23 protein-coding genes are annotated in these 25028 nt (G+C 30.9%); 10 read left to right on the forward strand and 13 right to left on the reverse strand.

Annotated features, from left to right (window positions below; translation table 11 throughout):
- Positions 1-75: 75 nt before the first annotated feature.
- Both CLOBL_RS11990 and CLOBL_RS11995 read right to left on the reverse strand, forming a co-directional pair.
- Positions 76-495, reverse strand: coding sequence for a GNAT family N-acetyltransferase (locus CLOBL_RS11990; protein WP_077859246.1), 420 nt, complete (start codon positions 493-495; stop codon positions 76-78).
- 100 nt (positions 496-595) lie between these two features.
- Positions 596-934 carry a carboxymuconolactone decarboxylase family protein gene (locus CLOBL_RS11995; RefSeq protein ID WP_077859247.1) on the reverse strand — a complete coding sequence of 113 codons (339 nt, stop codon included), beginning with the start codon at positions 932-934 and terminating at the stop codon, positions 596-598.
- Between the two features lie 394 nt (positions 935-1328).
- Between CLOBL_RS11995 and CLOBL_RS12000 the strand changes: the two genes are divergently transcribed.
- Positions 1329-2990, forward strand: a complete 1662-nt coding sequence (locus tag CLOBL_RS12000; protein ID WP_077859248.1) for an S-adenosylmethionine decarboxylase — start codon at positions 1329-1331, stop codon at positions 2988-2990.
- A gap of 108 nt (positions 2991-3098) precedes the next feature.
- Here CLOBL_RS12000 and CLOBL_RS12005 read toward each other — a convergent pair whose 3' ends face one another.
- On the reverse strand, positions 3099-3608 hold the full coding sequence (locus CLOBL_RS12005; protein WP_077859249.1) for a GNAT family N-acetyltransferase: 510 nt from the start codon (positions 3606-3608) through the stop codon (positions 3099-3101).
- Positions 3609-3828: 220 nt separating this feature from the next.
- Complete coding sequence (locus CLOBL_RS12010; protein WP_077859250.1) at positions 3829-4920, reverse strand: amidohydrolase family protein; 1092 nt, start codon at positions 4918-4920, stop codon at positions 3829-3831.
- 276 nt (positions 4921-5196) lie between these two features.
- Between CLOBL_RS12010 and CLOBL_RS12015 the strand changes: the two genes are divergently transcribed.
- Together CLOBL_RS12015 and CLOBL_RS27985 are read left to right on the forward strand one after the other, a co-directional pair.
- Positions 5197-6435, forward strand: coding sequence for a helix-turn-helix domain-containing protein (locus CLOBL_RS12015; RefSeq protein ID WP_077859251.1), 1239 nt, complete (start codon positions 5197-5199; stop codon positions 6433-6435).
- A 235-nt stretch (positions 6436-6670) separates the two neighbouring features.
- Complete coding sequence (locus CLOBL_RS27985; protein WP_179117739.1) at positions 6671-6820, forward strand: hypothetical protein; 150 nt, start codon at positions 6671-6673, stop codon at positions 6818-6820.
- A gap of 133 nt (positions 6821-6953) precedes the next feature.
- Here CLOBL_RS27985 and CLOBL_RS12020 read toward each other — a convergent pair whose 3' ends face one another.
- The 3 genes from CLOBL_RS12020 to CLOBL_RS12030 all read right to left on the reverse strand — a co-directional run bounded on the left by CLOBL_RS12020 (position 6954) and on the right by CLOBL_RS12030 (position 10640).
- Positions 6954-8948: a methyl-accepting chemotaxis protein gene (locus CLOBL_RS12020; RefSeq protein ID WP_077859252.1), complete on the reverse strand. Its 1995-nt coding sequence runs from the start codon at positions 8946-8948 to the stop codon at positions 6954-6956.
- A 292-nt stretch (positions 8949-9240) separates the two neighbouring features.
- Entirely contained in the window at positions 9241-9765 is a 525-nt protein-coding gene (locus CLOBL_RS12025; protein ID WP_077859253.1) for a nitroreductase family protein, read from the reverse strand.
- Positions 9762-10640, reverse strand: a complete 879-nt coding sequence (locus CLOBL_RS12030) for a LysR family transcriptional regulator (protein WP_077859254.1) — start codon at positions 10638-10640, stop codon at positions 9762-9764. Before CLOBL_RS12030 ends, CLOBL_RS12025 begins: the two co-directional genes overlap by 4 nt.
- 117 nt (positions 10641-10757) lie before the next feature.
- Here CLOBL_RS12030 and CLOBL_RS12035 point away from each other — a divergent pair, with 117 nt between their 5' ends.
- Entirely contained in the window at positions 10758-11147 is a 390-nt protein-coding gene (locus CLOBL_RS12035) for a tautomerase family protein (RefSeq protein WP_077859255.1), read from the forward strand.
- Between the two features lie 39 nt (positions 11148-11186).
- Positions 11187-11519: a carboxymuconolactone decarboxylase family protein gene (locus tag CLOBL_RS12040; protein WP_077859256.1), complete on the forward strand. Its 333-nt coding sequence runs from the start codon at positions 11187-11189 to the stop codon at positions 11517-11519.
- Between the two features lie 432 nt (positions 11520-11951).
- Here the strand turns inward: CLOBL_RS12040 and CLOBL_RS12045 are convergent, their stop codons facing one another.
- Complete coding sequence (locus tag CLOBL_RS12045; RefSeq protein WP_207652357.1) at positions 11952-12734, reverse strand: SDR family oxidoreductase; 783 nt, start codon at positions 12732-12734, stop codon at positions 11952-11954.
- Positions 12735-12874: 140 nt separating this feature from the next.
- Here CLOBL_RS12045 and CLOBL_RS12050 point away from each other — a divergent pair, with 140 nt between their 5' ends.
- Complete coding sequence (locus tag CLOBL_RS12050) at positions 12875-13252, forward strand: MerR family transcriptional regulator (RefSeq protein WP_077859257.1); 378 nt, start codon at positions 12875-12877, stop codon at positions 13250-13252.
- Positions 13253-13774: 522 nt separating this feature from the next.
- Here the strand turns inward: CLOBL_RS12050 and CLOBL_RS12055 are convergent.
- From CLOBL_RS12055 to CLOBL_RS12070, 4 genes are all read right to left on the reverse strand, one after another.
- Positions 13775-14767: an NAD(P)H-dependent glycerol-3-phosphate dehydrogenase gene (locus CLOBL_RS12055; RefSeq protein WP_077859258.1), complete on the reverse strand. Its 993-nt coding sequence runs from the start codon at positions 14765-14767 to the stop codon at positions 13775-13777.
- A 2-nt stretch (positions 14768-14769) separates the two neighbouring features.
- On the reverse strand, positions 14770-16086 hold the full coding sequence (gene der, locus CLOBL_RS12060; RefSeq protein ID WP_077859259.1) for a ribosome biogenesis GTPase Der: 1317 nt from the start codon (positions 16084-16086) through the stop codon (positions 14770-14772).
- A gap of 36 nt (positions 16087-16122) precedes the next feature.
- Positions 16123-17457, reverse strand: a complete 1335-nt coding sequence (locus CLOBL_RS12065) for a DUF512 domain-containing protein (protein WP_077859260.1) — start codon at positions 17455-17457, stop codon at positions 16123-16125.
- A 208-nt stretch (positions 17458-17665) separates the two neighbouring features.
- Positions 17666-18481 carry a phage replisome organizer N-terminal domain-containing protein gene (locus CLOBL_RS12070; RefSeq protein WP_077859261.1) on the reverse strand — a complete coding sequence of 272 codons (816 nt, stop codon included), beginning with the start codon at positions 18479-18481 and terminating at the stop codon, positions 17666-17668.
- A 502-nt stretch (positions 18482-18983) separates the two neighbouring features.
- Between CLOBL_RS12070 and CLOBL_RS12075 the strand changes: the two genes are divergently transcribed.
- The 3 genes from CLOBL_RS12075 (at position 18984) to CLOBL_RS12085 (ending at position 22705) form a co-directional block, all read left to right on the forward strand.
- Positions 18984-20576, forward strand: coding sequence for a sensor histidine kinase (locus tag CLOBL_RS12075; protein ID WP_278281333.1), 1593 nt, complete (start codon positions 18984-18986; stop codon positions 20574-20576).
- Positions 20577-20590: 14 nt separating this feature from the next.
- Entirely contained in the window at positions 20591-21313 is a 723-nt protein-coding gene (locus CLOBL_RS12080; RefSeq protein WP_077859263.1) for a LytTR family DNA-binding domain-containing protein, read from the forward strand.
- A 162-nt stretch (positions 21314-21475) separates the two neighbouring features.
- The gene (locus CLOBL_RS12085; RefSeq protein WP_077859264.1) at positions 21476-22705 is read left to right on the forward strand and encodes an OFA family MFS transporter; all 1230 of its coding nucleotides are present in this window, start codon (positions 21476-21478) and stop codon (positions 22703-22705) included.
- A 222-nt stretch (positions 22706-22927) separates the two neighbouring features.
- Here CLOBL_RS12085 and CLOBL_RS12090 read toward each other — a convergent pair whose 3' ends face one another.
- The gene (locus CLOBL_RS12090) at positions 22928-23905 is read right to left on the reverse strand and encodes an alpha/beta hydrolase (protein WP_077859265.1); all 978 of its coding nucleotides are present in this window, start codon (positions 23903-23905) and stop codon (positions 22928-22930) included.
- 219 nt (positions 23906-24124) lie between these two features.
- On the opposite strand from CLOBL_RS12090, the gene CLOBL_RS12095 reads away from it, so the two are divergent.
- Positions 24125-24712: a TetR/AcrR family transcriptional regulator gene (locus CLOBL_RS12095; RefSeq protein ID WP_242953831.1), complete on the forward strand. Its 588-nt coding sequence runs from the start codon at positions 24125-24127 to the stop codon at positions 24710-24712.
- The last annotated feature ends 316 nt before the right edge of the window (positions 24713-25028 follow it).

The raw sequence follows: 25028 nt of genomic DNA on the forward strand, positions 1-25028 counted from the left end.
GAGTAACTCTGATATTCAAAAATGTTATTTAATAAAAAGAAGCTTATTATACGAAACGTGTAATTTGTTATTTTCCTAATATACTTTTCTAAATCCTCTTACACTATCTGTAAAACCATGATTTTCATAAAATTTATGTGCTTTCTTTCTAAAATCAGATGATACAAGAATTGCATAAGCACATTTTTTTCTTTCAGCAAAACTGTCAAGTGATTCCATAATCTTTTTCCCTATACCTTTTCCTCTCAAGCCTTCCTTAACCACTACATCTTCTATTATTAGAAACGGTACAGTTAAAGTCTTGCAGCATATTCCAATTGCGGAACCAATAACTTCTTCCTCTTCTTTAGCAACTGCAACAAAATAATTGTCATCTAACAACATTTCATTATACATTTCAAAGGCTTTATCAAATGATATTGCAAAAGGAATAATATCTTTATGCAATTCCAATACCTGTGAGAGTTCCTCTATCTTTAGCTTTTCAACAATCATAATCTTAAAATATCCCTTTCGTATTATATATCATCAATATTTCTATAGATTTAACTTTTGTTAGAAAATATTGATTTTCATTGTGAATAAGAAAATGCTCTTATTCTTTTGCTGTAAATTCTTCTAATACTTGCATAGCGAATCTTGCATTAGGATAAGTTATGGAACCACCACCAATAACTCCTATCTTTATCGCTTCCATAATCTCATCTATATTCGCATTAGCATTTAAGCAGCCTTCTATATGATAACAAATACATTCGTCACAACGGCTAACTACTGAAATAGCTAGTCCCATAAGTTCTTTATGCTTTTTATCTATTGCACCAGCAGAATATGTATTATTATCCAATGCCCCAAATTCCTTAAAGAAATTATCAGCTTCAATAAGTTTTGAATTATACTTTTTCCGATAGTCTTTCATTTCTTCAATGTTCATAGTTATTCCTCCTATTGTTTATTAATATTTACCAGTCTGATATTACCATTCAAAATCAATTATAGCATAAATTGTAAGCATCATATTATTCAATTTTTAAAGAACTCTTTTTATTAATTCATCTACTCCAGTGCGTATCATACCGCTTATTATAATATTGCTTTCCAGATAACCAACGCCGTAAGCCTTTCAAAATTAATACTTATTACGAGTCCCATTCAAATTTAAGGCTACTGCCCAACTGCCAACGCTTAAAATATATATTTAAACATAAAACTTATCGATATTTATGTAGATCTTAACAGACAATAGTGTAAAAGGATTAAAGATGTATCGTTTCCACTTTGGTTATCATACTAATAATATTATAATTTAATATAAAAGGAGAAATCTTATGGAATATCCCCCTTCACATCGCCACATGCTGGCTAAGCTTTTCAACTGTGATTCTTCTATATTAAGTAATAGTGAAAAAATAAATGTATATATTCGTGAATGTATTAAAGAGCTTAATCTTGGTGAAATTAATAATTCATTTTTTCTATATAATCCCCATGGAATAACTCTTGTCATCCTATTAAACGAATGCCAGCTAACACTTAATACTAATGCTAACAAAAAGTATGCTACCGTTGATTTATTTGCAATATCAATCGAAATTGATTCTTACCGCGCTTTTAAGTATTTAAGCAAAGTCCTAAAGTCAGATAAATGTCAGATAAACGAACTAATATCTGATACTATTAACTATTCACTACCGCAGTTTATCCCTCAAAGTAATTACACGAAAGAGTCACGGAATAAACGCCCCATAATATCTATTTTAGGTAGCGGCGGCGGTGTCGCTAAATCCGTTTTATCTATATTAAATAAAACAACAAACGATGAAAATGACCCTATTAATACCTTTATTAAATCGTCAAAGCTACATCTAATTGATTTAAAGCAAAAAGATGTACAATATTATGAAAAAAGTTTTCCTAATTTGAAGGATAAAATATCTCTGCATCAATTCGATGTGAATAATCATAAGAAATTAAAAGCCCATTTAAAAGAAACCAATACCTCTATAGTATTAGATATGTCCTTTGGCGATACCGTTGACGTATTAAAATGCTGCAACTCCTTAGGAATAGTATATATAAACTCCGCATTTGAAAGTGTAAGTGTTGATAAAAATGAATCTTTTGCAGGATTTTCATTGCAAGAAAGATATAGGCTTTTTGAAATCAATAGGGATAAGTTTAAAAATACTTCTGCTATAATTTGTTCTGGCATGAACCCTGGAGTTGTACAATGGATGGCCATTTATTTAATGAGAAAATATCCTAATAAGCATCCTAAGGCTTGTTATATAGTAGAAAATGACACCTCCTTCTTTGAAGATGAAAAATTAGCAGATAAAAATGCTATTTACACCACCTGGTATCCCGAAGGTTTCCTAGATGAAGCCATTTATAGCTACCCAACATTCATGAAAAAACATCAGCCGCTATTTCTTTATAACAAGGTCTATGAGCTTGAATTTAAAGTTACCTTAGGGCAAAACCAATTTTACGGCTGCCTTATGCCTCATGAGGAAGCTGTTACACTTGGAAAAATGTTTGATATGGAAACTGGATTTATATACAAAATAAATGATCATACCACAAACTTAATTAAGTCAAATTTAAACAATATCGATGTCTTGTGGAATAAGCCAATGAAAGTTTTAGATCCTGAAGTCGCTCCTTTAAAAGGTGATGATTTGGTTGGAATACTTCTTGTTTTTGAAGATAGTGAAGCCTATATGTACAATAAGCTAAATAATAAAGAAACCTATGATAAATATAAAACTAATGCCACCTATCTTCAAGTTGCTGCCGGAATTTATGGTGCTTTAGCAGTAATGTTGCTAGATGATATTCCGCAAGGAATTTATTATGTTGATGAACTACTTGTTAGTACTAACAATAATTATGGTAAATACTTAAGCTATTATTTAGATAAATTTATTATAGGTGAAAATAACCACTGCGATGGAGATCTCATAAACAGACTTATCAAAGTCAAATAAATGAAACTGTCACAAAAGAAAAATAACACACTATATTGATTTTCTACTTATCATATTAATCAATATAGTGTATAAAAAATTAATTTTGCAGACGCTTATTTTTAGCAGCTATAACGTCTTTCTTCTGTATAAAATTTCATATCCATTTTTCTTGACTCTCTCTGTTATATAGAATCCATTTTTTTCATAAATCTCTTGTGCCTTAGCTTCATTGCTGTCGGTTGAAGTATAAAGACAAATATACTTTTTTCCTCGTTCCCTAGCTTTATCTATAATAAAATCTAAAAGTAACTTTCCTACACCTCTTCCTCTATATTTTGCATGAACACAGTACCAACCTAGCCATATAGTATTCTCATAATTTTCTATAAGTGTATACATTCCGATAAATCCTATAACCTTCTTTTTAGAATTTATCGCAGTAAAATATTCAATACTCATTACATGCCTATCAATTTTAGTTACGTACTTTTGAAATTTCTTCTCATCAATGCTAGCCTCTATCTCTTTTTTCATGGATTCCTCTTCATCTGTAAAAACTGTTTCAACTAATTTAATACTTTTATTTAAATATTTCTTTGTTAAAACAAGTATTTCTATATCTTCATCAGAGTCCATAATAACCTCCTTAACTTAGCAATACAATTATTAAATTAAAATGTAATAATCTTTCTTAAAATACCGTCTGGGCATTACTTTAAGTTCATCCAATAAATTGCAATCTTAATAATCTACTTTATACATTAATATAATATACATGCATATTAACCCTAAATATTACAATTGTAAAAAGTATATGATAAATTTAAATGATACATTTCACTATAGCAGTAATAAATCAACTAATCTTCTCTCCACCAATCCAAACTTGTTTAATATTTTTTATGTCATTAATATTTACAGTCGGATCGCCTTCTATCAAAAGAATATCTGCTCTATAGCCAGTCTTAATAATTCCTCTATCATTCATGCCAAAATACTTCGCTGGCATACTTGTTGCACTTTGTAATGCTTGAATAGGCGTAAAGCCAGCATCAACCATTAGTCCAAGTTCATTAATAAGTGAAACCCCATAGGGTGCAGAATATGGAGTTGTTGGATCGTCAGTATTAGAATCACTTCCAGCTATAATTGTCACACCAGCTTTATAAAGTCTTGCAACTGCTTCCTTTACATAATCATAATTTAATGGCGCGTTAGGATTAAACTTTTTAATCGACTCAACAATTCCTTTCATTGTTACCATAGTCGGAACTGACACAGTACCGTTCTTTCTCATCAACTGAATAACCTCTTCTCTTAAAGGTTCAGCGAATGGAATATGTGTTACCACATCCACTCCCCCTTCTATTGCAGCATTAAAAGCATTAGAAGAAGTGACATGTGCAATGACTTTTTTATCATAAGTGTGAGCCTTGGCGACAATAGCAGCAAGAATCTCTGGTGGAAATAGCGTATCTTTAACACTTACACCTTGGCCCTCTATAATAACTTTAATGTAATCTGCACCATATGATATCTGTTCCTTCACAAAGCGCTCTGCATCATCTGCACTTGTTACAAAGGCAGAATCAGGATAATCCATTTTAGCTGGAACTTGGCTTCCTGGAGCGAAACCTGGACTATAACTGCTTCGTATATCAGGTAAACCAGGTAATTTTTTTAGATTATGAACTACTTCCGGTGAACGTGTCCCCATATCCATCATAGTTGTAACACCATACCTCAAAGCTTCCTCTAGGTTCTTAATTTGATATAAATGAATGTGGGCATCTATAAGCCCTGGAAGCAAAGTGCATCCATTTCCATCAATTTCAATATCTCCTTCTGTTTTATCAGTAATATATCCGTTTTCGATTACTACTTTATCTGCATCTATACATTCAATACCATTAAAAATTTTTATGTTCTTTAATAAGATAGTAGACATTTTTATTACCTCCTATGAAATAGTAATATTTTTAAGGCTAAAGACTATCAATTTTAACGATTTTATTAATACTGGATAATCACCTGCAGTATAATTTACAGTATTTTTTATTAGCGTATTATGCTCAAGCACAATACACTCCAGATAGCTATCTTGCCTTACATTTCTGATTATAATATAATGTAAGAACTCATACAATGTACTCAAATTTGAATTTTGTTTCATATTAAAGCTAAAAATTGTACTAAAGCACAACTAAAATATTAGGAGGTTTCCATGAAAAAAAACTTCGATATAAATGATCTAAATGAAATAGATATAAAGCTTGCACTTTACATGCAGGATCTTTTTGATGGATTTTGTTCTAACAAAGGACTGCAATATCTGATAGATAAAGCAAGGGAAAAGTTTGCAAGACCATTGATATTAATCGATACAAGCGGAAAGCTCTTGGCAGCTTCTTATGATGCGGAAAATGTTTTTAAATTTGTTCAGAGTGAAAATAAAAATATTTACCTAACAGAAGAAACTTTATCACAAATATGTTCAGATAAAACAGATGATAATATTGAAAAAGAAAACAATTCAAAACGAAACCTAATAGCCTCTATAAAAATTGACACTATAGAGATTGGAAAATTTGTTGTTTACGAAAACAGCATCTCCTTTCAAGATATTGATTTCATGTTAATAGACAAGGTTAGCCCACTTATATGTGCTCAATTACAAAAGAATATTCTTTTAAATTTGGATAACAATAATCTCCCCAATTACTTATTAGCTGACCTTATAGAAGGAAAGCGGATTGATGAGTCTATTATAAAAAATAAACAACACTATTTAAAATGGGCTAGGACAGAACATCTTTACATTATGGTTATCGGAAGTAACAGACAAGAAGCTTTCGACAGTAAGATTCCTTCCATTTTTAAAATTTTGAAATCGTACATTCCTGTTGGACAGTGTATTATTTATGCTCCTGGAATTGTAGCTTTCCTTGATCAATTGCTATTTGATAAACTTTTTAACTCCACCAATAGCGAATTTAATGAATTCTTGAGCAAAAATAATCTATATGCTGGAATCAGCCAGAAGTATACTCTTTTGAATGATTCAAAAAAACACTATTTGAATGCTGTTAAAGCTATGGAGATAGGACTAAAAAGAAGCATGCATTGCTCCTTATTCGAGGATTGTACATTGTATATTATATATGAATTAATCTCAAGCAAATATGATCAGCTGGATTTTTGCCATCCAGCTGTCTCAATGCTTGCGGTTTATGACAAAAATAATGGAACAAATTTTCTAGAAACATTGAAACAGTATATTTTTTATTCTTCATCTCCAGGAGAAGCTGCAAAAATATTAAATATTCATCGAAATACCTTATTCTACCGTATCAATAAAATAAAAGATATGACTGGTATAAGCTTAGAACATGGTGACGAAATATGCAAAATTTTTTTATCTATTAGATTATTAGAGATAAAAGTAGAAACACCCTTATCATAAGATTAAAATTAGAGACAAAGAAAAAGTGCTCCTTTCAGCAAAAATTAGCACTTTTTCTTGCCAACATATCTTGTTAAACTCACTCATACCAATAATTTTAAAGAAAGCCTATGTTATTTATGTTAAGGCTCACTGTATCAATAGCAAGTTATATAGTTTTTAATTCACCCTCATGATACTTGCGTTAATCTAAAGCATAAAATAAATATCAATTATAAAGTTTTGGAGGCTTTTTATGAATACCAATGGAATGGATAGTATATTTTTAGCTAGAACTTTGCCATTTACTTTTATAATTTGTGTCATTGTAATAGTTATTGGAATAATTATATCGATAAAAATAGCAAAATATCTGTTTGTTTTTCAACCATATAAGTTGAGTTAAATTGTTTACTTTGAATATTTTGTGTTTGTATCCATGGTTGGATCAAGCCAAATTGGGTACATTCCTTCTTTATAGTACTTTAAAAATAGAGTCCTCAAATTCAGACTCTATTCTTCCATTAAGATTCTTTATTTTAAACTTTAAACTTATTTACTTCCTCTATCATTTCACTAGTCATATTACTAAGTATTTGTGCAGAAGAGGCCACTTCTTCTGTTGAAGCATTTACTTCCTCTGATGATGCTGAAATTTCCTCTGCTGATGCAGAAACTTCTACTGAAATTGAAGACAATCTATCTATTCTAGTCAAAATAGCGTTTTTATCCTTTTCTATTTTATCAGCAGAACTTTTAACTGTTTCAATTTTAGGAATTACTTCATCCACAGCTATTATTATTTTGCTGAAAGATGTTAGTGAATTATCTATAATTTCAGCCTGATTTCTCATTTCATTATCCATATTAACAGATTCCTTAACTATGTTATCAGCATTATTGGATATTACATTTACCAATTTACTAATATTTTCAGAGGATTCTTTTGATTGTTCAGCAAGTTTTCTTATTTCATCAGCAACAACTGAAAAACCTTTTCCAGCTTCCCCTGCTCTTGCTGCTTCAATAGCAGCATTTAATGCCAATAAATTTGTTTGCTCTGCAATACTATTTATAAGACTTGTAATTTCATTTATCTCATTTATATCTTTTCCAAGTGCTATGATTTTATTATAAAACTCTTTAAATAAATTGCTTATATTTTCTACCGATGCATTTAGGCCTTGCATTTCACTACTACTTCCATTTGCCATTAAACTTATCTCTCTAGAATTTGAATCAACAACTTGTATTTCTCTAACCATTTCAGATAAATTCTTACTGAATTCATCGAGAATATCTGTTATATTTATTAAATCTTGGGATTGATTACTTGTACCTTTTGCAACTTCCGTTATTGCCTGTGCAACATTTTGTGATACACTTGCTATCTCTTCTGATATTGCCGCTAAATTTTCTGATTTGACATTAATATTCGAAGAATTTTCTTTTATTTTTTTAATCATTGTTCCCAAAGATTCCTGCATTGATTTCATTGCATTGGTCATCGTACCAATTTCATCTTTTCCTTTCAAGTATTTATCAGGAATTTCTTCACACAGATTACCTTCTGCTAATAATCCCAAATGCTTTGCTGTAGACTTTATTCCATTAGCTATTTTATTTGAAATTATGTAAATTATACCAAGTCCAAGTAATATAAATACCATGGATGATCCTAAAACCGAAAGTTGCAAAGTGCTTAGTTCTGATAATATTTCATTTTGTTGTACGGAAACACCCACAGACCAATTAGTTCCTTTTACTGGAGCATAACCAACAAATTTATCCACTCCATTATATTTATATTCACCCATTCCTGTTTCTCCAGAGATCATTTTATCCTCAATATTTGCTAACCCCTGCAAACTAGTATCTTTTTTTGCTTCCTCAATTACATTACTCATTTGGAGAACTAAATCCCTATTTGAATTAGCTATTGATACTCCAGTACCATTCACCATAAAAGCAGTACCTGTTTGTCCAATTTTAACTTGATCTGTCAAATCACTTAAATCGTTACCATCTTGTGCTGATGCTAATACACCTACAATCTCATCATTGTATTTAATAGGAACTGCATATGTAACTATAATACTTCCATCAGTTTTATTTATTAATGGATCTGATACACTGCTTTTACCACTCATAGCTTTCTTAAAATAGTCTCGTTCCTTTACATCAGAAGTTCCTCCCAATGTATTTGTAAGATTACCATCTTTATCAATATAGCTCAGTCTATTGCAGCCAGTTCTTTTAACTTCATTGGAGAGAATTAACATTTTATCTTTTAAAGGATCATTCGGATTATTTATATCTGGTCTTGCAGCTATAGCTGCCACTGAATTTAATTCTCCTTCAATTCTTCCTTGAATATCATCTGCAGTTTGCTCTGCAACTTTAGGTAAAGTTTTGTTTAAATTAGACTTTAATGCATTAGACGAATTTATAAACGACACTATGCCCAACCCAATACAAATAACTCCTATTAAAATCCCAAAGAATACCGTTAATTTTGTTTTTATACTTCTCATAATATCCCCCTATAATAAAATCAATATTTCATATGATTTATGTTTAATAATCTTATTATAATATTTTTCTACAAAGTTTACACTATATTTTACCGTTTTTTGTATTATATTTTTATAATATTAAAATTATATTGTATTTTTGGAATTTAATCCATTATTTAGTCGAATACGCTTCAATATGACAGTCTATTTCTAGTAATTCTATATCAAATTTTAATAAAGCTCTCATTTACTTATGGTATTGTTCGCCGCATCAGTTGTAAATGATAACTCTTTTTCTTTCTAACATGCATTACCAAAACTCATAATGTACTATATCACTAATATTCTTTCTTGGTTGAGATTTAGGAGCCTCATCGGGATAGCCAACCGTTATAACTCCAAGTACATATTTATCAGAAGGTATGTTTAATACTGGTCTGATTTCTTCTTGCGTAAACTCTGCAACCCAGCAAACTCCCAATCCTGAATTATTCGCTTGCAAAAGCATATATCCATTTGAAATTGCTGTATCTCTAATTATTCGTTTCACTTCATCTTGTGAGCTATTATCATTGATTGATATATCTTCTTTTATTCTGCATCGTACATCTGCAACACTTACAATAAAAACAGGAGCTGTCATCATCCATTTTTGATTATGACAAGCCTCCATTACTTTTCGTCTCAGTTCTTCAGATTTAACTATAATATAATTCCAAGACTGTGTATTGTTTCCTGATGGAGCCAATCGTGCACTTTCCAATATTTCTGCTATTCCCTTGATAACAATTCTGACACCCTCTTGTTGAAGCTTTACATTTAATTCGTTTATCATAACTTCTCTAGTAAAATTTCTTCCTTCAAAATTTCTAAAAATAACTTTTTTGTAGAAGACATATAGTGATTCTTGACTTGTTTCAAAATTCCAATTTGAATATATGGGTCACCAATACTAATTGGAAGCCTCACAAATTTTCCAGATAATTGTAAAGATGAAATTACCACTCCTATGCCAGAAAGTTTTTCTACGAATGAAGGAATTGAAGATATTTGACTAACAGAATAACAAAATGGCTTTTTAGGAAGCTTCAAAAGTTCCTCTTCTAATCTAATGCTATATAAGCAATCTTTTCCACCTATGATAAGAGGATATTCTAACAATTTATCTATAGAAATTGATTTCTTTTCAGCAAAGAGATGATTATTAACAACAATAAAAGATATCTTCTCATTATAAATAGGCTCAAAGTCCAAGTTGTATCTATTACTGTTTGAGCAAATAGCAAAATCTATAGAATTATTAAATAAAGCATTTGATAGGGAATCTGTATTTCCAACAATAAAATTACAGGTAATATTAGGTTTATATTCAGCAAACTTTTTAAGTGCTCTTGGTAAAATATTGACTGCAATGGTTTCTATTATTCCTATATTTAAAATGCCTATTTCTTCTTTTTGTAAAAACTTTGCTTGTTCTGATACAAAATTCCAATGTTTAATAAGCTCATCAACTTCTTCTGCAAATATTTTTCCAGCAGGAGTCAATTCTGCATCCCATCCCCTCTCAAATAGTTTAATACCTAATTCTCTTTCTAAACGTTGAACTTGATTAGTTATAGTAGATTGAGCATAATGTAGCTTAATTGCTGCATTTGAAAAAGTCCTTTCTTGAATAATAGTACGAAAAGTAATAAGTTCTTTTAAATCCATTTTTAATTCCTCATCTTCATCTATTAAATCGATAATCTTTATTAATTAATTCAATTATACAAATAAAAATATCTATCGTAAAATTAATATATCAAATAAAAGGAGGCGATTTTTAAAATGCCATTTGTTAGAGTAAGTTATAATAAAGACAAATATAATAAGAAAGAGTTATCTTTAATAAGCGAAAATATATTAAATTCACTTATTGAAAAATTTAATATTCCTTCAAACGATTATTTTCAAGTTTTTGATTCTCATAAAAAAGAAGAAATTTTCTATGATGAGAATTATCTTATTAGCAAAAACAGGACCGATGGTATTCTATATATTCAAATTACATGTGGATCAGGCAGAACTAGTGGACAAAAAAAGGAATTATATAGAAGTATTGCTGACAAGCTATTTATAAATTGCAAAATTCCTAAAGAAAATGTGTTCATAATGCTTATAGAAACCCAATTAGAAGACTGGTCCTTTGGAGAAGGTAAAGCGCAAATGATCAAATAAAATCAATATTTAATAAAATGTAGAAAGGAAGGAATATCAATGAAGAATAAAGCAATAATATCTACTGCAAAGAAAACTCTAGGTGACTTTGCTCCAGCTTTTGTAAAATACACTGATGAAATTCTTTTTGGTGATTCATGGAGAAGAGAAGAACTTTCTCTAAGGGATAGAAGTATTATCACAATATCAGCATTAGTAGCTGGACAAAATACAGAACAATTAGAATATCATCTAAAGCTCGCTAAAAATAATGGGGTAAAAGAAGATGAAATAATTGAAGCTATAACACATCTTGCCTTTTATGTTGGCTGGCCAAGAGCGGCATCAGCTTTTGAAATTGCTAAAAAGGTTTTCTTTAATAATGCTTCTTAAAAATACTATATCAAAAAATTTAGCTGTAGAGTAATATTAAATTATGTGGTTGAATTTTCGCGAATTATAAAGAAAAAGACTACTTAAAGTAATATCAATATTTAAGTAGTCCTTTTTTCATTTTAGTTAATTTACCACTAATTATTGGTATAAATTTTTACAATTTCCCCTCTATATCCCTCCTAACTTTATAAGTATAGCTCAACATATTAAAGAGTCTAAAGATAGATTTCATCTATCTTTAGACTCTTCGAAATTCTATGATTTCCTCTACAAAAAGGCATTCTAGTAGCCTTTTTAATCAAGGCTTAGCCTCTCTAGTTCAAATAGACTGCGTAAAATCATAACAAAGCCGTATAAGTTCAGACATTGAAAAGCTGACGAAAACTACTGGCTTAGCTGTATCGATCGATAGTTTTTCGACTTTACCAATTACCATGGAAGAGTTCCAAGTTTTGCGTGCGTAAATTTACCTGTTGGACCATCCGGACCTAATAACGCAACACGCACTGCCTCACGTGCTCCCTCTTTGACAGACTCCGTACCTGCATAGTTATTGAGGTTTGTCTTCACGAAACCAGGAGAGACGGCATTTACCTTTATGTCTGTCGACTCCAGCTCAATTGCCATTGCTAATGTCAAAGCATTGAGAGCCGTCTTGGACGCAGGGTAGACAGAAGTGAAATGCGAGCGATTGGCGTAGGTCGGGTCAGAGTTCATTGTCAGCGAACCAAGTCCGCTCGATACATTAACGATTCTGGCTGCTGGAGCCTCACGCAAAAGCGGTAGCATCGCTTGGTAAACAGAAAGGACACCAAACACGTTCGTTTCCCATACTTCTCGCATTTCATCAAGTGACACATTGCTTGGTCTGGTCGAATTAGCGTACTCATCAAGAGACATGCCTGGCGACTTACTCGTATTAAAGATAGCGGCGTTATTGACAAGCACGTCGAGGTGTCCAAACTCCTTACGGATGTACTCCGCAGCTGCAGTGATTGAAGCCTGATCTGTTACATCAAGCTGGAGTGCAATAGCGTTTGGTCCAACCTCCTTGACTGCAGCCTCACCACGTTCGAGATTACGTGACCCAACCAGTACAGTCAAACCATGTTCCACAAGATCCTTTGCTATTTGAAGACCAATTCCTTGATTAGCTCCTGTAACCAGAGCGATATGTTTATCTTGCATAGTCATTCTACTTTTTTGCATCATATTTTTCATATCCTCCTTGTGATTGTAATTTCATGCACTACTTGAAGTTAAGTCTTGCATGATCTATAATAATGGTATCACTTAGAGTTCTATCTAAGTCAAGATAATTGTAATATTTTTATTTTAAGGAGATTTTAAATATGTATACTATCAATGATGTAGCGAAAATATTTGATCTTTCAGTCCATACAATTCGCTTTTACGATAAAGAAGGACTACTTCCATTTGTTTCTAGAAATAGTGCAGGCAATCGGCAGTTTAGTGAATCCGATTTGGAAGCGATCAAAATAATCTGTTGTTTAAAAAATACTGGGATGCAAGTCAAAGAAATTAAGCAATATATTGATCTATACATGCAGGGCGAGGAGACTGTGCCTCTAAGAAAGCAAATGATGGTTGACCACAGCAAGAATATTTCAAGGCAGATTGCTGAACTTAAAAAGAATCAAAATATTATTAAGTTAAAAATCGCTTTCTATGATTCCATTGATGATACTAAGCATTCTAGCAATAATTAATAGATAGACAATTTCTATTTTACATTCATAAAAACGATTTAATTATACAATTACTTAGAGTAATATCTAAGTAATTGCTTGCCTTTTGTTATCTTATAAAAAACGTTTGCTAATCCCTGTAGCCCTTACGCATTTAGCTACAATTTCATAAAATTATATTAGTAATCTTCTAATACATTCTTCATTATTGTTATAGCTTAACATTTTAAAAGTTCTCAAGCTTGATTCTATGTCTTCTTATCCTCTTCGGAATTCTATAATTTCCTCCTATAATAAAAAAAGTGGAGCAACACAAATTTCCCCCATGTTTCTCCACTCACCTAATATAAATCTCAATATAAGCAAAAAAAATAACAGACCAAATATAGAATTATATCAGCCTATTATTTTTAAATGTCTATATACATATCCTCTTTAAGAATCTACCTTATATACACTACATTCAATAATTATTTATTTAAATTAAATTGTTGTGTGCTGCTTACACCAAAAATTACACACTTTTAATTTCAAAGTTATATATTAAAATAATTCACTTTTCTTATCTCTATTCATAAGCTCATCAACAATAACTTTAGCATCTTTACCTTCAAATAAACCTTTATAAAGCCCATCAGTTATTGGCATTGATATGCCGATCTTTTCTTTTAGTTCATAAAAAGCCCTGCATGCTTTTACGCCTTCAACAACCATGCCGACTTCTTTTAAAGCTTCATCAACAGACATGCCCTTACCAATCAATAATCCTGCTCTCCTATTTCTAGAATGCATAGATGTGCAGGTAACTATTAAATCTCCCATACCAGTAAGTCCATAGAAAGTCTCTATTCTACCTCCAAGAGCTATTCCAATTCTAGTAATTTCCTTCATACCTCTTGTAAGAAGTGCTGCTTTAGTATTATCACCATAGCCAAGCCCATCAATAACTCCTGCTGCCAGTGCTATAATATTCTTTACGGCTCCACCAACTTCAACACCAATTAAGTCGTCATTAGTGTACACCCTAAAATACGGAGTCATAAATAAATCTTGGACATCTGTTGCACATTTCATATCTTTAGAAGTACTTACAATAGTGGTTGGTATTTTCATAACAACTTCTTCAGCATGACTTGGACCTGATAAAACTACTATAGGATTCTTAAGTTCTTCTTCAATTACAACTGATAGTCTTTTATCACTGCTTTCTTCAATTCCTTTAGCAATTGATATTATTGGTACATCATTAGCTACTTTACCTTTTATTGCTTTACACATGCTTCTGATAACATGTGAAGGAACTGATAATACTATATATTCAGCATCCTTTATAGCCTCATCAATGTTATTAAACGCAGTAACTCCGTTTGGAATTATTAAGTCTTTCATATACTTTTCATTTTTTCTCTCAAGGTTAATTTCGTTAACAACATTTTGATCTCTGTCATATATATTAACAATATTATTTTTTTCTGCAAGCAAAGCAGCTAAGGCAGTTCCAAAACTGCCTCCTCCTAGAAAAGTAATTTTACTCATAATTATTCCTTTCTTTGTCTATATTCAATCTGAATACCAGTTCCTTTAAAGTCAAAACTATTTCTTAATTGATTTTCTAGATATCTCTCATATGAAAACTGTCTTGTACTTTCATCATTTACAAAGAAAACAAACTTTGGTGGTCTAGTTGCAACCTGAGTTACATAGTAAATCTTCATTCTCTTAAGAGAAACTACTGGGGGCTCTTTCATAAGAACAGCCTTACTTATAACATCATTTAATATTCCTGTTGAAATTCTCTTATTATAATTGTCGTAGCAATATTTTGCTACATCAAGAACTTTTCCTACTCTTTGACCAGTTAATGCAGAAATAAACAGATATTCAGCATAACTTAAGAATTTCAAATTTTGTTGTAAGTCTTTTTTAAATTTATCTAAAGTTTTATCATCTTTTTCAACAAGATCCCACTTATTAACTATAACCATGATAGCTTTTCTCATTTCGTGAGCATAACCAATAATCTTTTCATCTTGTTCTGTAATACCTTCAGTTGCATCTATCATAAGTATGCATACATCTGCTCTTTCAATTGCTGCATAGGTTCTTACTACGCTGTATCTTTCAATTTCTTCTTTAACTTTGCTCTTTCTTCTAAGTCCTGCTGTATCAATTAAAATGAACTTTCCGTTTTCTGTTTCTAAGTGGCTGTCTATTGCATCTCTTGTAGTACCTGGTACATCTGATACTATTACTCTTTCTTCACCAAGTAATTTATTAATTAATGAAGATTTTCCTACATTAGGCTTACCAATCATGGCAATTCTAATATATTCATCCTCTTCTTCTTCATATACAGATTTATCAATGTTTTCAACTACTTTATCAAGCATATCTCCAAGACCTAAACCTTGTGATGCTGATATTGTTACTGGATCTCCTATACCTAAATTATAGAATTCCCAAGCATTATCCTCTTCCTTTAAAGAATCAACCTTATTAACTACTAAAACAACTGGCTTTTTACTTTTTCTAAGCATAGCTGCAACTTCATTATCTGATGGTGTTAAACCTTCTTTACCATCAACAATGAATACAATCACATCTGCTGTCTCAATTGCAATATTTGCCTGTCTTCTCATTTGCTTGACTATAATATCGTCTCTTTCCGGTTCAATACCACCCGTATCTATCATAGTAAAACTATAATTTAACCATTCTGCTTCCGCATACACTCTATCTCTAGTAACTCCTGGCGTATCTTGTACTATTGAAATTCTCTTCCCCGCCAGTCTATTAAATAACGTTGACTTTCCAACATTCGGTCTTCCAACTATTGCAACAATCGGTTTACCCATTATTATTCCTCCTCTTTATATTTAGGCATATTCGTATTATTTTCTTTCACATGCCTCATTTAGTTTCTCAATCAAATCTTCTCCTGTGTAATCAACTACAATTACTTTAACATCCAAAGCCGATTCAATATCTTTAATTTTCATATCATCCAGCATAATTTGTTCATCAGAGTCTGCTAATTCATATCCTTTTCTGAACATGTTATTAGACATCAATAAATACTTAGTACTTATTATTCCCTTTAGCTGATTTATTATATCAGTTCCAGTCAAAAGACCTGCTATGGTAATTGTTTCACCAAAGTAGTTATTTATTACCTTATAAACATCAAGCTGTATGTTTGGATTTTTCTCTTTTATCCTTTTGCTGGCAGCTAACAATTCATTATAAGCAAGCTCTCCTGTAACAATAGAAAAACTTTCTTTCATTCCTACATCTAGCTCATCTAAAGTGCTGTCTATAGCATCTCTAAAGCATCTCACCATGCCTATACCATCTTCTATTTGATGATAGTCATCATAAAATTCCTCATTAGGAATTTCCTTGCCTGCAACTAAATAAAATTCATCAGATAATCTAACAAATGGTGATCCAGTTTCTTTAATATATCTCTCTTGAAGCTTACTAATACTTTCAATTTCTTTTATGGATCCTTCCTTTGTATATGTATTAACATGTTTAAGTCCTTGCCTGAACTTAGTTATTCCTATTGGCACTACTGCAACATCTGAAACTTGTGGATATAAGGTATATAAATCCTCAATTGTTCTTTTAAGTTCCTCTCCATTGTTTATTCCTGGAACACAAACTATCTGTGCATTCATAGAAATGCCTGCCTCTGCTAATCTTTTCATTCTCTCAAAAACGCTTCCTGCAAATCTGTTATTTAACATTTGAACTCTTAGCTCTGGATTAGTCGTATGCACAGAAATATTTATTGGACTAATATGATATTTAATTATTCTGTCAATATCTTCATCTTTCATATTAGTTAAAGTTACAAAATTACCTTGTAAAAAAGATAATCTAGAATCATCGTCCTTAAAATACAGAGTCTCCCTCATGCCATCTGGCAGCTGATCTATAAAACAAAAGATGCACTTATTGCTGCATGATTTTGCCTTATCCATTATGCCTCCGCCAAATTCTATGCCTAAGTCCTCTCCATATTCCTTTTCTATTTCAACTTCCCATACTTCACCATCAGGTTTTTCTATTTCTAAAACAATTTCCTCATCAGCAGATAAGAATTTATAATCTATAACATCATCTATCTTGTTATCATTTATTGATAATAAAACATCATTAACTTCAATTCCAACTTCTTCTGCAATTCCATTAGGTAGTACTTTTGTTATAATATTTTTCATTATTTCACTCCCAATTATAACATACTTATCCTTGTTATATTACCTTAATACCTTTGCTAAGTCAATAAATTCCTACATATATGAAAGCTTTGTCTCAGTTTTTTTTAAAGCTTAATGAAATTACATATATTCTTATTCTATAAAACTCACCATATATCTTTAAATCTCTAATATTCGGGTTATAGACTCCAAAAATATTAATCTTACCTTAAGAAAACGAAAGAGTCGTAATGATACTCTCTCCTGGTGCTAATTTATATTCTCCATCAGTAAACCCACATATATCTTCATCGTCATTTTCTTCTGACATTTCAAATAAAGCATCTTTTTTCTTTTTCACATTACTTTCTTTAGCGTCTAGAATTAGAGGAAGACTACTTTTTGCTCCACTGCTCATCTTATTATCAGTTATGTTCTCCTTTCCCCCTTTATAAATCATATTATCATTGACAATACTGATATTTTTGTTAACAGTAACATCCGTTAAATCTTTTACCTTATTACTTTGTTCATTTTCTATTACATCTTCTTTTAAACAATTCGATTCATTTTTATTTATTTTTTCTTCCTCTCCCCTACAAATATTATCTTGTTGCTTAACAATTTTCTCCTGTACTTTTGGGTTATATCCTTCTTTTTCATCATTAACTCTATTTTTTATAGTTTCTTCTATATTTGATAACTTATTTTTTTCTTTAACCTTTATATTTTGGTGCTTTGCAAAATTTATTACTTTATATACCTTATCTTCAGTAAGTTCAACCATCTCTAATTCCATTAACACATCAAAAGCTGCTTTTACACCATCGACGTCTCTATTAAACTCTATAGCCAAAGTCTCTATTGTATAAGGAATATTTTTAGAAAGATATAACTCTCCTTCTAAATTAACCTTTCCAGCTAAAACCACAACCCTAGTCCAAACATAATGAATAAGATCCCTTTCACGCTTCATATCGATTATTTTGAATTTAGTATCATAATACATGCTCACTTTAAACTTTACATACTTTCTTTCTCTCATATTTATCATTCCCCTTTATTTTTTTAATTAATTTATATTCTGATTTTATTTCCCTAATAATGAAATATGCTTTACATAAGAAAATATAAACCCTTTTTCAGAATTTTTTTCCACTAAATTACTACATTTTTTTGAAAACACTCTATTTTGAACTTAATCTTGTGTTATAAAATTTCAAAGTTATACATACAAATACTAAAATCCCTATAATATTGCATGTGAATTTGCAATATTATAGGTGTAAATACTTTTTTAAATTATATTGTTGTTTCCATTTATCTTAGCGATCTTTTAATTTAAAAAGTGAACTCTCCATTATTTTTTTGATTATTACTAAAGCAATGTTATAATTAAAGTCATACAAATAACAGCAGAATCGCGTTGCTGCTGTCCTACTTTGACAAGAAAGCGAGATGAATTCAAATTGAACTATCTATATAACATTCTAGCTCAATATATATTAACTCAATTTGTGGATAGAGTTGCACTGCTGCTCCTGTGTTTGTTTGTCATAACAAGACTTAGAGGCTTTAGAGAAATATTCCGAAATGAAAATTACAGTAAAAAAGATTACATAGTTGCATGCACAGTATTTTCTTTATTTGCTATAATGGCAAATTATACTGGAGTTAATGTTGAAGGCTCTCTAGTAAATGTCAGAACAATAGCCATAGTATCTGGCGGTATAATATTTGGTCCAGTAGTCGGAATTACAACTGGAGTAATATCCGGGGTACATAGATATCTGATGGATGTAGGGGGAATAACTTCAATACCATGTCTTATAAGCAGTATAACTGCCGGAATAATAGCTGGATATATTAATAGAAAAATTCAAAGAAACTATAGATGGATAGCTGGAATAATAGCTGGAGTATTTTCTGAAACCATAACCATGCTCCTTATACTCTTATTAAGCAAGCCCCTTTCCTTAGGATTAGATATAGTATCTAAAATAGCGTTTCCAATGATACTTGGGCAGGTTTCTGTTGGCTTTATTGTGCAATTAATTCAAAGTATAGAAGATGATAAGGAAAAAATAGCCGCCAAGCAGGCAAAACTAGCACTTGATATAGCTAATAAAACTCTTCCTTATTTTAGAAATGTAAACAGTGATTCTCTAAATAAAATCTGTACCATTATACGTGATGATATTAAAGCCGATGCCGTATCGATAACTGATACAAGAAATATCCTGGCTTATATTGGGATTGGAAAAGAATATTATAACATTGAACACGAGATAATAACCGAAGCAACTAAGGAAGCCATAAGCAATGATAAGATAGTCATCAAAAACAATGGTTTTCAGGATAAAAGTTCAATGCTGAAATCAGCAATTGTAATTCCACTTAAGGTCAAAAATGAAGTTGTAGGCGCTTTGAAAATATACTATGCAAGTTCTAACAGGATAACTTATTCTCTTCAAACTCTTGCAGTAGGGCTCTCTCAAATTATATCAACTTTGATGGAGGTATCAAAGGTTGAACAAATGAAAGAAATGGCTAATAAAGCAGAACTTAAAGCTCTTCAAAGACAGATAAATCCGCATTTTTTATTTAACGCTCTAAACGCCATAACTTCTTTTATACGAATAGATCCAAATAAAGCAAGGGAACTTATAATAAACCTTGCCAGCTATTTAAGATATAATTTGGAATTAAACAGCGAATTTATTGATATAAAAAAGGAATTGCAACAGGTAAAAGATTATATAGAAATAGAAAAGGCCAGATTTGGAAATAAATTGAATGTAATTTATGATATAGATGATGTTAATATTAAGATACCAAGTCTTACAATACAGCCTTTAGTAGAAAATGCCATAATTCACGGCATCTTAAAAGACAAAGGACTCGGAACAGTACAAATTATCGTAAAAGAAGAAGGAGAAAAAGTTAAGATTTCTATAATTGACAGCGGCATAGGCATAAGTGAAGAGGCAATTAAAAATGTTTATACTAATTCAGTACCTGAAAATAAAATAGGATTATATAACGTACATTTGAGGATTAAGCTTATTTACGGAGAAGGGCTTATTATAAAAAGATTAGAAAAAGGTACTAAGATAGAATTTTATATAAAGAGAATATAAGAGAAGGTGATCATATGAAAGCTATAATAGTTGAAGATGAGTTCTTAGCACGAGAAGAACTTAAATTTTTTATTAAAAATTACAGCAAAATAGAAATTATAGATGAATTTGAAGATGGAATAGATGTACTTAAATTCATTCAAAATAATGAGATTGATATTATATTCATGGATATAAACATACCATCGTTAGATGGAGTATTACTTGCTAAAAGTATAAGTAAGTTTTCTAAAAAACCTTACATAGTCTTTATAACAGCTTATAAGGAACATGCTGCAGAGGCCTTTGAAATAGAAGCCTTTGATTATATATTAAAGCCTTATTCAGAGTCTAGAATTGTAGCCATGCTAAAAAAACTAGAAGCTGTCAATAATGACAAAGAAAATACTGTCCCTAAGAGTAGCTTGTCAAATAAAATAAATTTATGGAAAAATGAAAAAATAATAGTAGTCTCTATGAATGATATATATTACTGTGCTGCTGAAGAAAGAATAACCCATGTTTTTACCAAAAATGATGAGTATTCAGTGAACCTTGGTATAGCTGAGTTCTATGAAACTCTTCCGAAGGATACTTTCTTTAAATGCCATAGATCCTATATTGTTAATGTAAATAAAATCAGAGAAATCATACCTTGGTTTAATAACACTTACAATTTAAAACTTCAGGATATAGATTTCCAAATTCCTGTAAGCAGGAGTAACATAAAAGAGTTTAAACAACTTATGAATATATAAATGTATCCCATGTCGATTTTTATGCATTTCGTTCAATAAAGCGTAAGTTTCTATTTCACGGACTTATAATAAAGTCAAGGAAGCAAGCAACATAAAGAGTTAACTAAAGAATGTTGTAAATGCCTTAATAAATATTTGTATATAATTAAGGAGCGATGAACGATGAAAGAAAAAACTGAAAATCGATGGTTAATAGTTTTAGGTACAATTATTGCACAATTAGGTCTTGGAACAATTTATACTTGGAGTTTATTTAATCAACCTTTAGTAGATAAATTTGGCTGGCAGTTGAGTGGGGTAACTGTTACCTTTTCTATAACAAGTTTTGCTTTAGCCTTCTCTACTTTAGCTGGAGGAAAACTTCAAGATAAATTAGGAATTCGAAAGCTAATATCAATTTCAGGTTTAGTTCTAGGCGCTGGACTAATATTAACCTCTAAAGTTACTTCAATATCTATGTTATATTTAACAGCTGGTGTAATAGTTGGTGCTGCAGATGGTATAGCATATCTTACATCACTTTCAAACTGTATTAAATGGTTTCCTGAGAAAAAAGGACTTATCTCAGGTATTTCAGTTGGAGCTTATGGTACTGGAAGTTTAATATTTAAATATATTAATGGCGGCTTAATCAGTAGTGTAGGTGTTTCGGAAGCATTTTTGTACTGGGGAATAATAATTATGGTACTAGTTGTTATTGGTGCTCAATTAATAAAAGATGCCCCTGTAATAAATACATCAGCTAATCATTCTAACGGTAACGTAGATAAAAAAGATTTTTCAGTAAAAGAAATGTTAAAAACTAAAGAAGCGTATTTTCTATTTGTAATATTCTTCACAGCATGTATGAGTGGTCTTTATTTAATAGGAATTGTTAAAGATATAGGTGTTCAATTGGCTGGTCTTACACCTGCTGTAGCCGCAAATGCAGTTGCTATGATAGCAATCTTTAATACAGCCGGCAGAATCATCCTTGGTGCCTTATCTGATAGACTTGGAAGATTAAATGTAATACTCTTTACCTTAGCTGTAACAACTGTTTCAGTATTTGTTTTAAGTTTTGTACATTTAGACTTCATGATTTTCTTCGCCTGCGTTGCTTCAATTGCATTTTGCTTTGGCGGAAATATTACAGTATTCCCTACTATTGTAGGTGATTTCTTCGGCTTGAAGAACCAGACTAAAAATTATGGAATTATCTATCAGGGCTTTGGCTTTGGAGCTCTTGCAGGTTCATTTATCGCTGCAATAGCTGGTGGATTTATACCTACCTTTATAATTGTGGGTGCCTTATGCCTAGTATCTATAATTTTAACTTCAATAATGAAAGCTGAAACACATAATGCAAGTGTAAAACCAGCTGCCTCAAAGTTAATACAAGAAGTTGCTTAGTATAAATATATTATTCAAGAAAAGCTTAGATATGATGTCTCTAAGCTTTTCTTATTTTTATAATATGCGTACATTTCAGCTTATTCTCATCTCAATAAATTTCATATTTATAATATATAAAAAATCATTTTACTCTTCTGAAATATATATGTTATGACTAACAATTTACAATGCATAATTTACAATTGTAAACTGTACATTGCAAATTTCAATATATATAAATTAAAGATCTTTAAGAAATGAAATTATCGCTTTATTTACTTCTTCTGATTTTTCCTGCTGTGCCCAATGCCCGCAATCTTTAAGAAATATAGTTTCACGAAGGTTTGAAACAAGATTCTTCATTCCAGAAATTATTTGCTCCATTCCCGGAATGCTTAAACCAACATCACTCTCCCCTATCATAAATAGAGCTGGAATTGTTACTTTCACTCCATTAAAGCAGCTTAATAATTCTCTATTTCTATCTAAATTACGATAATAATTCAATCCTCCACGGAAGCCTGTTTTGGCAAATGCCTCTGCATAAACATCTAAATCCTTTTCTGTAAGCCAAGAGGTTGTTCTAGGTGTTGGTAATGCTGAAAGTAAGCCGTATTCTCTTGATACCATGTTAAATGGATTTGGAGTTCCATCATTATCTTTGCGTGGACCTGCATCTCTAGAAGCTGAGTAAAATAAATTGTGTACTGTAAGACGTACATCTTGCTCAAATTCTTTTTCCGCCACACCTGGGGTTTGGAAATAGAGAGTATAAAATAATTCTTTCTCATTCTGTGGAAAAACTGTTGTTGGAGGAATTGGCGGTTGCGGCATCATAGGAACTGTTAACGCAATAATTCCACTGAATCTGTCTGGTCTTAATAATGCTGCATTCCATGCAAGTGTTGCTCCCCAGTCATTTCCTACTATTACAGCCCTTTCTTCATTCAATGCATCTAATAATCCCACTATATCACCTACTAAATGAAGAAGCGTATACTTATCAATAGCTTCTGGCTGCTCTGTATCTCCAAAGCCTCTTAAATCTGGGGCTACTACATGGAAACCTGCTTCAGCTAATACAGGAATCTGATTCCTCCATGAATACCATATCTCAGGGAACCCATGAAGCAATAATACAAGTGGTCCTTCTCCCTGTTCAGCTATATGCATTTTAATACCGTTTGTTTCAATAATTCTATGTTTTAATTCACTCATTTTGCTTTCTCCTTATTCATACAAATTATAAATAAAAGCATAATCGTTTGTTTATTAAACACGTGTTGTTAAAGCGATTTGTGCATGCTATGATTATAATGTACTGAAATTAATAGTTCAACCAACAAAAATTCTATAATGTTGGTTGTTAAGAAATATATACTTATGATATGAATTTGTTGAAAATAAATACAAGTTAATTTAGAAAGGGAAAAAATCATGTCAAAATCTCAAAAAAATGAGGAGCAAACAAGTAAAACTCGGAGTTTAATTCAAGATACATTCCTTTCACTAGCTAAGGAGAAATCCTTTGAAGATATAACTGTTAAGGATATCGCAAAGAGAGCACCAGTAAATCGTTCGACCTTTTATGCTCATTTTCAAGATAAATATGATTTATTAGATTCTTTTATATCTGATAGGTTTATGTCAATTGTATCAAGCAGAATTAATTCTGAGAAAGAGTTAAATGAGGAAACTTTACACAATTTAATCCTTATTATGTGTGATTATCATAAATCTATAGGTACTAACTATACCAGATTGTATAAATCCGCAGCTGTATTAATCGATATCAAAGTTCAACTTAAATTGCAAGACATAATACTAAGTATGCTAATGAATAACAAAACTTTTTCAAAAAATGAAGAAGATAAATTAGAATTACTTACCGTTATGATTAGCAGCGGCATATATTGTGCTACTAAACGCTGGCATAGTAAAGACACTTTAAAAGATACTTCTCTATTAGTTAAAGAAGTTCTTCCTTTTATGATTTCAGGTTTAAAATCAACAATTGAAATGTAAACTAATTTAAGATATAACATAAACAAACGAAGATATTTTATGATTTAAAATATCTTCGTTTGCGTAACTATTAAGAACAGTTATGATGTTGATGTTTTTAATTAATTTAGCCTTATAACTACTTTTCATTATTATAATCCAATTTCTTTATACCTCTGATATAAATACATCTTCTTTTCACTAGTGAATTGCATACATATAAACACATTAAAAACTTGATTTATGTATAGAATAATTATCTATTAAGTTAAACTTTTTTGCGTATCTATACTAGAAATCATATACATTTTTGTGAAGCAGGCATTTGAAATTGAGC

It is taken from the genome of Clostridium sp. BL-8, assembly GCF_002006495.1.
Lineage (GTDB): Bacteria > Bacillota > Clostridia > Clostridiales > Clostridiaceae > Clostridium.